16 protein-coding genes are annotated in these 12,589 nt (G+C 63.6%); 9 read left to right on the top strand and 7 right to left on the bottom strand.

The window, feature by feature from the left end:
- Positions 1 to 109: 109 nt before the first annotated feature.
- Positions 110 to 292 carry a hypothetical protein gene (locus tag NKH43_RS14870; protein WP_352858797.1) on the top strand — a complete coding sequence of 61 codons (183 nt, stop codon included), beginning with the start codon at positions 110 to 112 and terminating at the stop codon, positions 290 to 292.
- A gap of 7 nt (positions 293 to 299) precedes the next feature.
- Positions 300 to 488: a hypothetical protein gene (locus tag NKH43_RS14865; protein WP_023718834.1), complete on the top strand. Its 189-nt coding sequence runs from the start codon at positions 300 to 302 to the stop codon at positions 486 to 488.
- Positions 489 to 678: 190 nt separating this feature from the next.
- Here the strand turns inward: NKH43_RS14865 and NKH43_RS14860 are convergent, their stop codons facing one another.
- The 5 genes from NKH43_RS14860 to rph are packed head-to-tail and all read right to left on the bottom strand — an operon-like array spanning position 679 to position 4,002.
- Positions 679 to 999 carry a low molecular weight protein tyrosine phosphatase family protein gene (locus tag NKH43_RS14860; RefSeq protein WP_023718835.1) on the bottom strand — a complete coding sequence of 107 codons (321 nt, stop codon included), beginning with the start codon at positions 997 to 999 and terminating at the stop codon, positions 679 to 681.
- 5 nt (positions 1,000 to 1,004) lie between these two features.
- Positions 1,005 to 2,168 carry a radical SAM family heme chaperone HemW gene (gene hemW, locus NKH43_RS14855; protein ID WP_352858796.1) on the bottom strand — a complete coding sequence of 388 codons (1,164 nt, stop codon included), beginning with the start codon at positions 2,166 to 2,168 and terminating at the stop codon, positions 1,005 to 1,007.
- Entirely contained in the window at positions 2,165 to 2,842 is a 678-nt protein-coding gene (gene rdgB / locus NKH43_RS14850; RefSeq protein ID WP_352858794.1) for an RdgB/HAM1 family non-canonical purine NTP pyrophosphatase, read from the bottom strand. Before rdgB ends, hemW begins: the two co-directional genes overlap by 4 nt.
- On the bottom strand, positions 2,842 to 3,252 hold the full coding sequence (locus NKH43_RS14845; protein ID WP_023718838.1) for a VOC family protein: 411 nt from the start codon (positions 3,250 to 3,252) through the stop codon (positions 2,842 to 2,844). The genes rdgB and NKH43_RS14845 overlap by 1 nt, the downstream gene beginning before the upstream one ends.
- Before the next feature lie 33 nt (positions 3,253 to 3,285).
- Entirely contained in the window at positions 3,286 to 4,002 is a 717-nt protein-coding gene (rph, locus tag NKH43_RS14840; protein WP_023718839.1) for a ribonuclease PH, read from the bottom strand.
- Positions 4,003 to 4,134: 132 nt separating this feature from the next.
- On the opposite strand from rph, the gene hrcA reads away from it, so the two are divergent.
- The 6 genes from hrcA (at position 4,135) to NKH43_RS14810 (ending at position 9,592) form a co-directional block, all read left to right on the top strand.
- The gene (gene hrcA / locus NKH43_RS14835; protein ID WP_352481369.1) at positions 4,135 to 5,247 is read left to right on the top strand and encodes a heat-inducible transcriptional repressor HrcA; all 1,113 of its coding nucleotides are present in this window, start codon (positions 4,135 to 4,137) and stop codon (positions 5,245 to 5,247) included.
- Positions 5,248 to 5,280: 33 nt separating this feature from the next.
- Positions 5,281 to 5,478, top strand: a complete 198-nt coding sequence (locus NKH43_RS14830) for a hypothetical protein (protein WP_023718841.1) — start codon at positions 5,281 to 5,283, stop codon at positions 5,476 to 5,478.
- A 101-nt stretch (positions 5,479 to 5,579) separates the two neighbouring features.
- A complete protein-coding gene (locus NKH43_RS14825) occupies positions 5,580 to 6,935 on the top strand; it encodes a PQQ-dependent sugar dehydrogenase (protein ID WP_352858792.1) in 1,356 nt (451 codons plus the stop codon).
- Positions 6,936 to 7,022: 87 nt separating this feature from the next.
- A complete protein-coding gene (locus NKH43_RS14820; protein ID WP_352495441.1) occupies positions 7,023 to 7,640 on the top strand; it encodes a LysE family translocator in 618 nt (205 codons plus the stop codon).
- Positions 7,641 to 7,804: 164 nt separating this feature from the next.
- Positions 7,805 to 8,785, top strand: a complete 981-nt coding sequence (cysK, locus tag NKH43_RS14815) for a cysteine synthase A (RefSeq protein WP_023718844.1) — start codon at positions 7,805 to 7,807, stop codon at positions 8,783 to 8,785.
- A gap of 183 nt (positions 8,786 to 8,968) precedes the next feature.
- Positions 8,969 to 9,592, top strand: coding sequence for a glutathione S-transferase family protein (locus NKH43_RS14810; protein WP_023718845.1), 624 nt, complete (start codon positions 8,969 to 8,971; stop codon positions 9,590 to 9,592).
- A gap of 15 nt (positions 9,593 to 9,607) precedes the next feature.
- On the opposite strand, the gene NKH43_RS14805 is transcribed toward NKH43_RS14810, so the two are convergent.
- Both NKH43_RS14805 and NKH43_RS14800 read right to left on the bottom strand, forming a co-directional pair.
- Positions 9,608 to 10,864: an RNA polymerase sigma factor gene (locus NKH43_RS14805; protein ID WP_352495443.1), complete on the bottom strand. Its 1,257-nt coding sequence runs from the start codon at positions 10,862 to 10,864 to the stop codon at positions 9,608 to 9,610.
- A complete protein-coding gene (locus tag NKH43_RS14800; protein WP_023718846.1) occupies positions 10,864 to 11,217 on the bottom strand; it encodes a YciI family protein in 354 nt (117 codons plus the stop codon). The genes NKH43_RS14805 and NKH43_RS14800 overlap by 1 nt, the downstream gene beginning before the upstream one ends.
- 259 nt (positions 11,218 to 11,476) lie before the next feature.
- Here NKH43_RS14800 and NKH43_RS14795 point away from each other — a divergent pair, with 259 nt between their 5' ends.
- Positions 11,477 to 12,442: a TAXI family TRAP transporter solute-binding subunit gene (locus NKH43_RS14795; RefSeq protein ID WP_023718847.1), complete on the top strand. Its 966-nt coding sequence runs from the start codon at positions 11,477 to 11,479 to the stop codon at positions 12,440 to 12,442.
- Positions 12,443 to 12,589: the final 147 nt, after the last annotated feature.

Below are 12,589 nucleotides of genomic sequence, written 5' to 3'. Positions count from 1 at the left end.
CGCCCGGTTCCAAACGGGGTCCCGACGTGAACCGGCCGCCATGCCTTTGCCATAGTAGGGAACGAAACCGTTGCCGGCGAATTTTAACCCTGATCTCGGGAGGAGCAGGATGGACAGCCTGACGATACAGGACGTTTTCGAACCCTATTATGCCGGCCGCAAGCGCTTCGCCGCGCCAGGCGACAAGAGCCTGCGTGGCAACGCGGATGGCGAGGCCAGGAAACCGCTCGCACGCCCGCCATTGGCAGAGAGCAAGCCCGTAACCGAAACCGACAGCACGACGGAGCACTGACCGGACGATGCCCAATCGCTTCGATATTTTCATCACCCGTCTCGAAACAAAAAGCGCCCGCGATGGCGCAGCATCACATCCCACAGGCGACCAGCATTCTGCCCCGCGCGACAAGAGCGAGATCAAGCAGACCCGCTCCGGAGAAGCGCATGCCGAGAAGGACCGCGGCAAGCGTCGTTTCAAGCACGACGCTTGATCCTCTTTTCGTCATCCTGGGACGGAGCAAGGAGCGCAGCGACGCGGCGCAGACGCCCGGATCCATGCCGTAATATTCAAGCGTTTCGACAGTTCAGAATTATTCTACCGCAGCATTCTTCGACAAGGGTAGCGGCATGGATCCTCGGGTCAAGCCCGAGGATGACGAAGGCGCAGTAGCGCGACAGCCTTCAGAGATATCGCGATACCTTCACCGCCAGCAACCGGACCAGTTCCGGGTCCATGAATTCATAGTCGTCGGGAATATCGAGGCAGATCACCCGAGCCTTCCTTAGACTGGCCCTGAATTTCTGCTGCAGTTTGCCGCGGTGCGCCTTTTCCATCACGAAGATGATATCGGCCCAGGCGACAAGTTCGTGCGTCAACGGAGTGTCGGCATCGTGATTGGTGCCGGCCGAAGCGACCTCGATGTCCCTGCGACCGGAAAACACCTGCTCCGCCGTCGGGCTGCGCAAGCGATTCTGGCTGCAGACGAAGAGAACGTTCTTCACCGGTACTATCTGGCCAGATCCGCCACGACGGCATCGAGCACGATCATGCCGGCCGGCGTGGCGCGCAGGCGGGCATTGCCGATCGGCGCCACCAGGCCTTCGTCCTGCAGCACCGACAGCCGTGCCGTCGACAGGCCGCGCCCGGAAAACGCCTCGTAGCGGGAAAGGTCGATGCCTTCCGCCAGCCTCAGCCCCATCAGCAGGAACTCGTCGGCTTCTTCCGATCGCGTTAGGATCTCGCCGCCGGTGACGCCATGGCCCTTGGCCTCGACCAGATTGGTCCAGGTCTCCGGCATTTTCTCGGCGATTGTCACCACGCGCCGCCCGCTCTCGACGAAACGGCCATGCGCGCCGGGACCGACGCCGACATATTCGCCATAGCGCCAGTAGGTGAGATTGTGCCGGCTTTCAGCGCCGGGCCTGGCGTGGTTGGAAATCTCGTAGGCCGGCAGTCCGTGCGCGGCGGTGATCTCCTGCGTCAACGCATAGAGATCGGCGGCAACATCGTTGTCTGGAATGATGAATTTCCTTGCTGCATGCAGTGCATGGAACGGCGTGCCTTCCTCGATGGTCAGCTGGTACAGCGACAGATGGTCGGCGGCGTGGCCGATCGCCTGCTCGAGTTCCGTCTGCCACGCTTCAGGCGTCTGGTCCGGCCGCGCGTAGATCAGGTCGAAGGACAACCGTGGGAAAATCTCGCGCGCCAGGCCGATCGCATGCAGGGCCTCATCGACATTGTGCAAACGGCCGAGAAAGCGCAGATCCTTGTCGTTCAGCGCCTGCACGCCAAGCGACACCCGGTTGACGCCCGCCGCGCGATAGCCGCGAAAGCGCTCGGCCTCGACCGAGGAAGGATTGGCCTCCAGCGTCACCTCGATGCCATCTGGTACCGTCCAGTTCTTCGCCACGGCATCCAGCACCGCCGCCACGGTCTGCGGCTTCATCAGCGACGGCGTACCGCCACCGAGAAAGATGCTTGTCACCTCGCGCGGCCCGGTGCGGCCGCGCATGGTCGCCAGCTCGGCCTCGAAGGCGCGCGCAAAACGCTCCTGGTCGACCGGCTGGTGGCGGACATGACTGTTGAAGTCGCAATAGGGGCACTTGGCCGCGCAGAACGGCCAGTGGATGTAGACGCCAAAACCCGGGCTGCGGTCGAGCAGCATGGTCATGCGGCGGCCAATCGGGCTTGCGCGAACTTCTGGAAGGCGCGGGCGCGGTGCGACAATGCTGTCGGCTGGCCCGGCTTCCAGCCATGTTTTTCCTCAGCGGTCATCTCGCCGAAGGTTTTTTCGAACCCGTTGGGCAAGAACACCGGGTCGTAGCCGAAGCCGAGTTCGCCGCGCGGCGGCCATACCAGCGTACCTTCGACCTCGCCGCGAAAATATTCAGCCTGGCCGTCGGGAAAGACTAGGCAGATGACCGCGACAAAGCGGCCCTTGCGCTGAGCAGGCGCGATCGCGCCAACTTCCTGCAAGGCCACTTCCGTGCGCTGCATGGCCATGCCGAAGTCGCGGGGGCCGTCCGGCGTCTCGGCCCAGTTGGCAGTGTAGACGCCGGGTGCGCCGTCGAGCGCATCGACACATAGGCCGGAATCGTCCGACAGCGCCGGCAATCCAGTGGCCTTGGCAGCGGCCAAGGCTTTTATGAGCGCGTTCTCCTCGAAAGTGGTGCCGGTCTCGTCCGGTTCCGGCAAGCCGTATTCCTTGGCGGAACTCGCTTCTATGCCGAACGGCGCCATCAGATCGGCGAATTCGCGCAATTTGCCGGCATTGTGGCTTGCGACGACGATCTTATGCCCATCAAGCGAATGAACAATTGGCGAATGAACAGTCTGCGAATGCATCAGATGCCCCAGATTCTTGGCTCGGCGAATTCGATCGAATTGCCCGAGGGGTCGCGAATATAGATCGAGCGGCCGCCTTGCGGCCACTCGAACTCGCTTTCGATGGCGATGCTCTTTGCTTCCAGGTGCGCTTTCCAGCGCACGATCTCGTCGGCGCTTGCGGCGAAACAGAGATGGCCCTCGCCGACGGCGCCATGCGGCGGCACTGGCAGCCTGGCGTCGGCCGGCGGCGGCACTTTCGTCGCCTCGGCATTGAAGATAAGCAGCACGCCGTCGCCGCAGCGGAAGAAGAGATGCCTGCCCTCGACCTTGCCGAGCGGATCGAGCCCGAGGACGCCCGAATAGAACCGTTCCGCGGCAGCAAGATCCGTCACGTAGAGTGCTGATTCCAGGATTGCGGAAGGAGTCACAGGATCGTCACCCTCATCGTCATAAACTGAAGATCAGTCCACCGCCATCTGCTGCAGGCTGACCAGGCGCTGAATGCCTTTCTTGGCCAGCCCCATCAAGGCCGCGAACTGCTCTTCCGAGAACGGTTCGCCCTCGGCCGTGCCCTGGATCTCGACGATGCCGCCCTTGCCGGTCATGACGAAATTGGCGTCGGTTCCGGCCGAGGAATCCTCGATATAGTCAAGGTCGATGACCGGCTGGCCATCATGGATGCCGCAGGAGATCGCCGCAACGTGATCCTTCAGCACCTTGCCCAGGCTCGCCATTTGGCGGGCTTCCATCCAGCGCAGGCAATCGTAAAGCGCCACCCAGCCGCCGGTGATCGAAGCGGTGCGCGTGCCGCCATCGGCCTGGATCACATCACAGTCGACGGTGATCTGCTGCTCGCCGAGCGCCTGCAGATCGACCACGGCGCGCAGGGAGCGGCCGATCAGCCGCTGGATCTCCAGCGTGCGGCCGCCTTGTTTGCCGGCCGAAGCCTCGCGGCGCATGCGCTCGCCGGTCGAACGCGGCAGCATGCCGTATTCCGCCGTCACCCAGCCCTTACCGGAGTTGCGCATCCAACCCGGCACCTTTTCCTCCAGGCTGGCCGTGCACAGCACATGCGTGTCGCCGAACTTCACCAGGCACGAGCCTTCCGCATGCTTGGAGACGCCGCGCTCGAAGGAGATGGGGCGCATTTCGTCGAACTGGCGTTTGGAAGGGCGCATTCAGGCTTCTTTCTTTCTTCGGGATCTTGGCCGGCTTGTAGCCGCACGGGGCGTGAGGCGCAAAGGAAAATGGACCGGTTGCGCCGACGCCGCGGAAGTCTATATCTTCGGGCCGGAGGTTTTTGGCTCGAAATGACCAAGGCAGTCGATCCCGGTTCGCAATCGCACGTGCTCCCGTCGCACGCGCTGCAATCGCCCGCGCTTCAATCGCTCGACATGCGTTCGCGCGACATCTTCCGGCGCATCGTCGATTCTTATCTGAGGGATGGCGAGCCGGTCGGCTCGCGCAGCCTGTCGCGCATCCTGCCGTCGTCGCTATCGCCGGCCACCATCCGCAACGTCATGAGCGACCTCGAGCATCTCGGCCTGATCTATGCGCCGCATATTTCGGCCGGCCGTCTGCCGACCCAGGCTGGCCTGCGCTTCTTCGTCGATGCGTTCATGGAACTCGGTGACCTCTCCGACGAGGAGCGCCGCACCATCGAGGCGCAGGTGCGCGCCTCCGGCTCGGGCGCGACGCTGGAGCATATGCTGACCGAGGCCAGCCAGATGCTGTCCGGCATGTCGCGCGGCGCCGGCCTTGTGCTCGCCGCCAAGAACGAGGTGGCGCTGAAGCACATCGAATTCATCCAGCTCGAGCCGACCAAGGCGTTGGCCGTGCTGGTCTCGCAGAACGGCGACGTCGAAAATCGCGTCGTCGATCTGCCCGCCGGCATCACCGTCTCGCAATTGCACGAAGCCTCCAATTTCCTCAACGCCCATATTCGCGGCCGCACCCTGGCCGAAGCGCGGGTCGAGATCGCCCGCATCAAGGAAGAGACCAGGGCAGCCCTCGATACGCTTTCACAGGATCTGGTCGAGAAGGGCCTGGCGGTCTGGGCAGGCGCCGAAAGCGGGGTGCCTGGGCGGCTTATCGTGCGCGGCCGCGCCAATCTCCTGGAAAACGTCACTGCCCAGGCCGACATCGAATTGCTGCGGCATCTCTTCGAGGATCTCGAAACCCAGGACGGACTGATCCAACTCCTCGACCTCGCCGAGGAGGGCCCGGGCGTGCGCATCTTCATCGGTTCGGAAAACAAGCTGTTTTCTCTGTCGGGCTCATCACTGGTGGTGGCACCCTATCGCGACAAGGACGCCCGCGTCGTCGGTGCGCTCGGCGTCATCGGGCCGACGCGGCTGAATTATGCGCGCATAGTACCGATGGTCGACTATACCGCGCAGCTGATTTCGCGCATGCTGCGCTAGGAGCCGCCGCGGCCTGCCGCAAGGAGAAAAAGAATGGCGCTGGAATCGTTCAAGGCCCAGATCAGCCTGCTGCTCGAAGAAATGATCAACCAGCCAGAGGATCAGCACGAGGTGCAAGAGCAGTTGCGCGAGAAGCTGCAAGAGATGCGGGCCATGGGCTTGCCGCTGCCGGCCGATCTGGTCGCGCTGGAAAAGCGCCTCGACGACGATTTCTACGCCGCCGGCAAGTGAATCGGGGTTCGGCTTCAAATCCTCGTGTGCTGGACGGCCGCTTGGAACGACCAATGCCTCATCCCGTTTGCCCTTTTCGAGGCGAATCCCGGAGGACGTTGATGATCCGATCTGGCGGCTTTGCGGCCATTGCCGCTGCTCTCCTTGTTGCGACACCGGCAGCCGCCCAGCAGGCGGATCAGAAGGTGCTCAAAGGCGAAGCCGCTTTTGGCGATTGGCACGCCGACAGGCCTGGCACCCGCCGCCTGATCGGGCCGCAAGACATGCCGCCAGCCGATCCCGCCCAATCCGCGTCGAACGGCGCCGGCGTGGCGGAACGGCCCGAAAGGGCCAAGCCAGATTTGCCGCCGGGCTTTTCGGCCGAACTGATCGCATCCGGCATCGTCAATCCGCGCGTCGTGCGCGTCGCTCCGAATGGCGACCTGTTCGTTGCCAACAGCCATGCCGACCAGATACGTGTCTATCGTCTCGCCGAGGGCAGCGCCAAGCCCATCGAGAAAGCGATCTTCGCCAAGGGGCTCAGTTATCCCTACGGCATCGCCTTCTATCCGCCAGGAGACAAGCCGCAATGGGTCTATGTCGCAAACAGCGACAGCATCGTCCGCTTTCCTTATCGCGACGGTGACCTAAAGGCATCCGGTAAACCAGAAACCATTGTCGCCAAAATCCCGTCGGGCGGTCACACGACCCGCGACATCGCCTTCTCGCCGGACGGCAAGACGCTTTATCTGTCGGTTGGCTCCGCCTCGAACGTCGCCGAGGACATAGGCAAGGAGCCGGATAGCGGCCTCGACGCCTGGGCCAAATCAAAGCCGCTCGGGGCGGCCTGGGGCTCCGAGGACGGCCGTGCCGATGTGCTCGCCTTCGATCCGGATGGGAAAAATCCCCGAACTGTCGCCACCGGCCTGCGCAACTGTACGGGCATGACCGTGCAGCCCGCCACCGGCGCATTGTGGTGCGTCGTCAATGAGCGCGACGAACTCGGCGACAATGTGCCGTTCGAATTTGCAACTGTAGTCAAGGACGGCGGATTCTATGGTTGGCCTTGGTACTACATCGGCAATCACGAGGATCCGCGCCATCAGGGCGAGCGGCTCGACCTAGCCGGCAAGGCCACTGTCCCGGACGTACTGATGCAGGCGCATTCGGCGCCGATGAATATAGCCTTCTACGACGGCAACAACTTCCCGGCGGATTATCAGGGTGACGCCTTCGTCACCATGCATGGTTCGTGGAACCGTGGCGCCAGGACCGGCTACAAGGTGGTGAGGCTCAAATTCAGGGATGGCAAGCCGACCGGCGAATATGAGGACTTCATGACCGGCCTCGTTATCTCGAACGACGCCGTCTGGGGCCGCCCGGTCGGTATCGCCATCGCCAAGGACGGCTCGCTGATCGTCACCGAGGACGGCAACGGCACCATCTGGCGCGTTACCTACGAAGACGGCCGCTCTTGAACGGCGGTGTCGCCTGCTGCGCTGGTGCAATCGAATCCGGGCCGAGGGAATTCACCCAACTTCCACATTGTGCGACAAGCGCGAATCATGACGCTCACCGGGTTCCTCGCCTATAGTGCTGCCCTCGGCATCGCCGCAGCCATCCCCGGCCCCGGCGTCACCGCGCTCGTTGCGCGAGCGCTGGGTTCGGGCTTCCGCGCGTCGCTGGCCATGTCCTTCGGGCTGATGCTCGGCGACCTGACCTATCTCACGGCCGTGGTGCTCGGCCTGGCTTTCGTCGCACAGACCTTTGGCATGGTCTTTCTGGTCATCAAATGGCTGGGCGTCGCCTACCTCGCTTTTCTTGGCTGGCGTTTCTGGACGAGCGGCATCACGCCCGAAACGGTGGAGGCGAAGAAAGGCAAGGGCGGGTTGGCATCCAGCTTTGTAGCTGGTCTCGCCGTCACGCTCGGCAATCCGAAGACGATGATCTTCTACCTCGCCATCACCCCGACCATCGTCGATCTGAAGACGATCACGCTGGTCGATTACGGCATCCTTGTCGCGCTCACCATCGTCGTCCTGCTCGTGGTGCTGGTGCCTTATCTGGCGCTCGCGGCCAAGGCGCGCTGGTTCCTGAAGTCGCCGCGGGCGCTGAGGGCACTCAATCGCACCGCCGCCGGTTTCATGATCGGGGCAGCGGCAGCTATCGCCGCCCGCCAATAGACCTCTTTCGCCAAGCCGGCCAGGAATTGTCACACCTTTCCAAGGCGGGGTATTCGGCACGAACTTCACTCGGATATTTTCGATCGACAGCCTATCTTGCGCGGCGGATGGCTCTATCTTATGCCCGCCCGACTCTTGCCGCTTGACCTCTGGGAGGAAAATCAATGAACAAACCCGCCACCCCCACACACGTGCCCGGCCGCGGCCGCATCTATAATTCGATCACCGAGACGATCGGCGACACGCCGTTGGTGCGGCTCGACAAATTCGCCAGGGAGAAGGGTGTCGTCGCCAATCTGCTGGCCAAGCTCGAATTCTTCAACCCGATCGCCTCGGTCAAGGACCGCATCGGCGTGTCGATGATCGAGGCACTGGAGGCTTCTGGGAGGATTACGCCCGGCAAGACCACGCTTATCGAGCCGACCTCGGGCAATACCGGCATCGCGCTCGCCTTTGCCGCCGCCGCCAAAGGCTACAAGCTGATCCTGACGATGCCGGAAACCATGTCGGTCGAGCGCCGCAAAATGCTGGCGCTGCTCGGCGCCGAGCTGGTGCTGACCGAAGGGCCGAAAGGCATGAAGGGCGCCATCGCCAAGGCCGACGAGCTGGCCGCGACGCTGCCCGATGCCGTCATTCCGCAACAATTCGAGAACCCGGCCAATCCGGAAATCCATCGCCGCACCACAGCCGAGGAAATCTGGAACGACACCCATGGCGAAGTCGATATCTTCGTTGCCGGCATTGGAACCGGCGGCACCATCACCGGCGTCGGCCAGGTGCTGAAGAAGCGCAAGCCCTCGGTGCATGTCGTCGCCGTCGAGCCGGAGGCCTCGCCGGTACTGTCCGGCGGCCAACCCGGCCCGCACAAGATCCAGGGCATTGGCGCCGGCTTCGCACCAAAAATCCTCGACACGACGATCTACGACGAGATCGTCAAGGTCTCGAACGAGGATTCGGTCGCCAATGCACGGCTCGTCGCCCGTCTCGAAGGTGTACCGGTCGGCATCTCGTCGGGTGCCGCCCTGCAGGCGGCGATCGTCGTCGGCTCGCGGCCGGAGAACAAGGGCAAGAACCTCGTCGTCGTCATCCCCTCCTTCGCCGAGCGCTATCTCTCCACGATCCTATTCGAGGGATTGGGTGCTTAGAGTCTGGACAGGAGTTTTTGGCCGGTTCGTAGCGATCCTTCGCGCTGCCCCTCCGGCATAAAAAGTTCTGTTTCGACGCTTCGGCGTGGACTGCTGAAAAACCACCTGTGGCGGGCGTCGTTCGCTTGAGCGGCGAGTCACTTCCATATCAAATCGTCGCTGCACCGGCAGGTGGAGGACTTCATGTACAAGCTCTATACGCGTGCCAATACCGGCGGCTTTGTCGTCGAGGCGGCGCTTGCTTTAGCGGGAGTGCCTTTCGACCAGATCGATGTTCCAAAAGGCCGACCCAACCAAGCCTTCCTCGACATCAATCCCTTGAACCAGGTCCCGGTCCTGGTCTTGCCGGACGGGCATTCGATGACCGAGTCGGCGGCAATCTGCATCCTGCTCGCCGAACGCTATCCGGAAGCAGCTCTAGCGCCGGCAGCGAACACACCTGACCGTGCCGACTTCCTGCGCTGGATGTTTTTCATGTCCTCCGTCATCTATTCGGCTGACCTGCGGTTCTTCTACGCTCATCGCTACACGACAGATCCCGGCGGCGTGGAAGCCGTCAAACAGGCGGCGGTCTCGGAAATGGATCGCGGCTTCGCCATTCTCGATGCCGCCCTCGAAGGCCGCGACTGGCTGGTCGGCGACCGGCTCTCGCTGGCCGACATCTATCTCGTCATGTTGGTGGCTTGGCATCCCGAGGTCGCGAAGATTCCAACCGCTTGGCCGAACATCGAACGCCTGTGGGCCAATTTGCGGGAACATCGGGTGATAAAGAGGCTGAATGCTTCCCACGACATGTGGCCGGCCTAAGTACTCCGCCTTGTCTCAGTGTCTTTCCGCGCGGTCGAGACCTGCCCGTCGTTCCTGCAGGAACCGGCGCACGGCCGGATCGCGTTCGAGGCCGATAGCCCGGTCATAGGCCTCGCTCGCTTGCGGAACTCTGCCGAGTCTTGCCAGCAGGCCCGCTCGGGCGGCCCAGTAAGGTTGATAGTCATACAGCCGCTTGTCGCCGCTGAGTTGATCAAGGGCGCCCAATCCTGCCGAAGCACCTTCGGCCTCGGCAATCGCCACCGCACGGTTGATCGACACCACCGGCGAGCCGGCAATCACCGACAGCGCGTCGTAGAGCTCCTTGATCGCGACCCAGTCGGTGCCGCCGGTCAGCCGCCTTGTCGCATGGGCTGACTGCACGGCGGCCTCGAGCTGGTAGCGGCCGACCACGCCCTTGGCAGCGGCGCGCCCGAGCAGCATCTCCGCTTCGTCGATCATTGTATCGTCCCACAGTGCAAGATCCTGCTCCGCTAGCGGCACATAGTCGCCTGCCGCATTGCGCCGCGCTGCGCGCCGCGCTTCGGCGAACAGCATCAGCGCCAGCAGGCCGAGTGCTTCCGGCTCATCCGGCATCAGCGAGGCGACCAGCCGGCCGAGCCAGATGCCTTCGGTCGCGAGATTGCGCCGCTGCGCTTCGGTGCCGGCGGGGTCGGACCAGCCTTCGGCAAACGCCGCGTAGATCGCTTCCAGAACGGTGCCCAGCCGCTCGCCGAGTTCGGCCCGCTCCGGCACGCGGAACGGAATGCCGGTCTCGCGGATGCGGGCCTTGGCGCGCACCAGGCGCTGGCTCATCGTGGCCGGCGAGACAAGAAAGGCCGAGGCGATGGTCGCTGCGTCGAAGCCCAGGACCGTCTGCAGGATCATCGGCGCGCGGATACCGGCCTCGATCGCCGGATGAGCGCAAGCAAACATCAGCCTGAGCCGCTCGTCCGGCAGGTCTTCGTCGGCCATGCGTGCCTCCATCTCCTCCGCGATCAGCCTGAGGTGGTCGCGGCCCGCCTCGCTTGTCAGCCGCCGTCTGAGCGCGTCGACGCGGCGCCGGCGCGCCACCGCCAGCAGCCAGGCTTCCGGCTTGTTGGGCACGCCCGCCTGTGGCCAACGCTCGAGCGCCGCTGCAAAGGCATCGGCCAAGGCGTCCTCGGCAGCGGCCACGTCGCGCGTGCGTGCGGCGAGATAGGCGACCAGCTTGCCGTAGCTTTGCCGGGCGGCCGCTTCCGCCGCCGCCCGTGCGGTGTCGGGCAGTTCAGGCATCACATGGTGAGTTCCCAGATCGGCCGCACCTCTACCGTGCCGGTGCTGGCGCCCGGGCAGCGCGCCGCCCAGGCAATAGCCGCGTCGACGTCCTCCGCTTCGATCATATAGAAACCGGCAAGCTGCTCCTTGGTGTCGGCATAGGGGCCGTCGAGCACGTTGGTCTTGCCATTGGCCATCCGCACCGAGGTAGCGGATTGCGTCGGCTTCAGCCGGTCGCCGGCGAGCCAGGCGCCGGATTTCTTCAACGCTTCGGTGTAGGCGACGTACGCGCTCGACATCTGTGTCACCGCATCTGCCGGCGCCGCTGCCATCCCCGCTTCGTTTCCGTAGATCAAAAGCATATATCGCATGGTCTTCTCCCGTTTCTCGAAGGCCGCATCGTTGCGAGCCGGACTTATGTCGCGCGGCCCTGCCGGATTTCGACAGGTGCTGGAAAAATCTTTCTGCCGCGACGCGACCTCGCGCAAGCGCCAACCTGTTGCGGCATTGCTTAGCCGTTCGTCTAATGGCTGCTATTGCGGGTTGGCATTTCCCGCCCGCTGTCTAAACTCGCTTCGCTTCGTGCCGCAGAGGAGGGCACGGCGGCGAGTTTTTCAGGGAGGAAATCGCATGCTCAATTTCAGGACGAAATTTGTTGCAGCCGGCGCGCTGGCGCTGTCGCTTGGCCTTGGCGCGGTATCGGTCAAGGCACAGGAATTCATCAACGTGCTGACCGGCGGCACGTCGGGCGTCTACTATCCGCTCGGCGTCGCGCTATCGGAGATCTATAGCAAGGGCATAGAAGGCGCGCGCACCCAGGTGCAGGCGACGAAAGCGTCGGTCGAAAACCTCAATCTCTTGCAGCAGGGCAAGGGCGAGATCGCTTTCGCGCTTGGCGATTCCGTCAAGCTGGCCGCCGAGGGCAATACCGAAGCCGGCTTCCCAGGCAAGCTCGACAAGCTGCGCGGCATTGCCGCCATCTATCCCAACTACATCCAGATCGTCGCCAGCAAGGAGTCCGGCATCAAGACGCTCGCCGACCTCAAGGGCAAGAGCCTGTCGGTCGGCGCGCCGGCCTCGGGCACCGAGCTCAACGCCCGCACGATCTTCGCCGCTGCCGGGCTGAAATACGAAGACCTCGGGCGGATCGAATATCTGCCCTTCGCCGAATCGGTGGAGCTGATCAAGAACCGCCAGCTCGACGCCACGCTGCAATCGGCTGGCCTGGGCGTTGCCTCGATCCGCGACCTCGCCACCTCGGTCCCGGTCAACATCGTTGCCGTGCCGGCGGAGGACGTCGCCAAGATCGGCTCGCCCTATCTTTCCGTGGTCATCCCGAAAGGCACCTATGAGGGCCAGACCGATGATGTCGCGACCGCCGCCGTCGGTAATTTCCTGATCACCAGCGCCGATGTCTCCGACGAGACCGCCTACCAGATGACCAAGCTGCTGTTCGAGCATCTCGACCAGCTCACCGCTGCCCATGCCGCCGCCAAGGCGATCGACCCGGCCAAGGCGCTCGACGGCATGCCGGTGCCGCTGCATCCAGGCGCCGAGAGGTATTACAAGGAAAAGGGCGCCATCCCTCCCCCTTGAGGGGAGGGTGGCCCGCAGGGCCGGGAGGGGTCCTCGGCGACGCGCTCCATCGTTCAGGCAAAGGTCGAGGCAGTTGAGGTTACCCCACCCGTCCATCCGCCTTCGGCGGCTGTCCACCCTCCCCTCAAGGGAGAGGGACGCCCCCCA

The organism is Mesorhizobium sp. M1163 (assembly GCF_040318415.1).
Classification (GTDB): Bacteria; Pseudomonadota; Alphaproteobacteria; order Rhizobiales; family Rhizobiaceae; genus Mesorhizobium.
This window is presented reverse-complemented; position numbering and strand designations above follow the sequence as displayed.

What these genes read in the sequence shown, in the direction of transcription:
- NKH43_RS14795 (WP_023718847.1), top strand. Translation starts at nt 11,477, where the DNA reads ATGCTCAATTTCAGGACGAAATTTGTTGCAGCCGGCGCGCTGGCGCTG.
- cysK (WP_023718844.1), top strand. Translation starts at nt 7,805, where the DNA reads ATGAACAAACCCGCCACCCCCACACACGTGCCCGGCCGCGGCCGCATC.
- NKH43_RS14800 (WP_023718846.1), bottom strand. Translation starts at nt 11,217, where the DNA reads ATGCGATATATGCTTTTGATCTACGGAAACGAAGCGGGGATGGCAGCG.
- hemW (WP_352858796.1), bottom strand. Translation starts at nt 2,168, where the DNA reads ATGACCATGCTGCTCGACCGCAGCCCGGGTTTTGGCGTCTACATCCAC.
- NKH43_RS14830 (WP_023718841.1), top strand. Translation starts at nt 5,281, where the DNA reads ATGGCGCTGGAATCGTTCAAGGCCCAGATCAGCCTGCTGCTCGAAGAA.
- NKH43_RS14820 (WP_352495441.1), top strand. Translation starts at nt 7,023, where the DNA reads ATGACGCTCACCGGGTTCCTCGCCTATAGTGCTGCCCTCGGCATCGCC.
- rph (WP_023718839.1), bottom strand. Translation starts at nt 4,002, where the DNA reads ATGCGCCCTTCCAAACGCCAGTTCGACGAAATGCGCCCCATCTCCTTC.
- NKH43_RS14810 (WP_023718845.1), top strand. Translation starts at nt 8,969, where the DNA reads ATGTACAAGCTCTATACGCGTGCCAATACCGGCGGCTTTGTCGTCGAG.
- NKH43_RS14805 (WP_352495443.1), bottom strand. Translation starts at nt 10,864, where the DNA reads ATGCCTGAACTGCCCGACACCGCACGGGCGGCGGCGGAAGCGGCCGCC.
- NKH43_RS14870 (WP_352858797.1), top strand. Translation starts at nt 110, where the DNA reads ATGGACAGCCTGACGATACAGGACGTTTTCGAACCCTATTATGCCGGC.
- NKH43_RS14825 (WP_352858792.1), top strand. Translation starts at nt 5,580, where the DNA reads ATGATCCGATCTGGCGGCTTTGCGGCCATTGCCGCTGCTCTCCTTGTT.
- hrcA (WP_352481369.1), top strand. Translation starts at nt 4,135, where the DNA reads ATGACCAAGGCAGTCGATCCCGGTTCGCAATCGCACGTGCTCCCGTCG.
- rdgB (WP_352858794.1), bottom strand. Translation starts at nt 2,842, where the DNA reads ATGCATTCGCAGACTGTTCATTCGCCAATTGTTCATTCGCTTGATGGG.
- NKH43_RS14865 (WP_023718834.1), top strand. Translation starts at nt 300, where the DNA reads ATGCCCAATCGCTTCGATATTTTCATCACCCGTCTCGAAACAAAAAGC.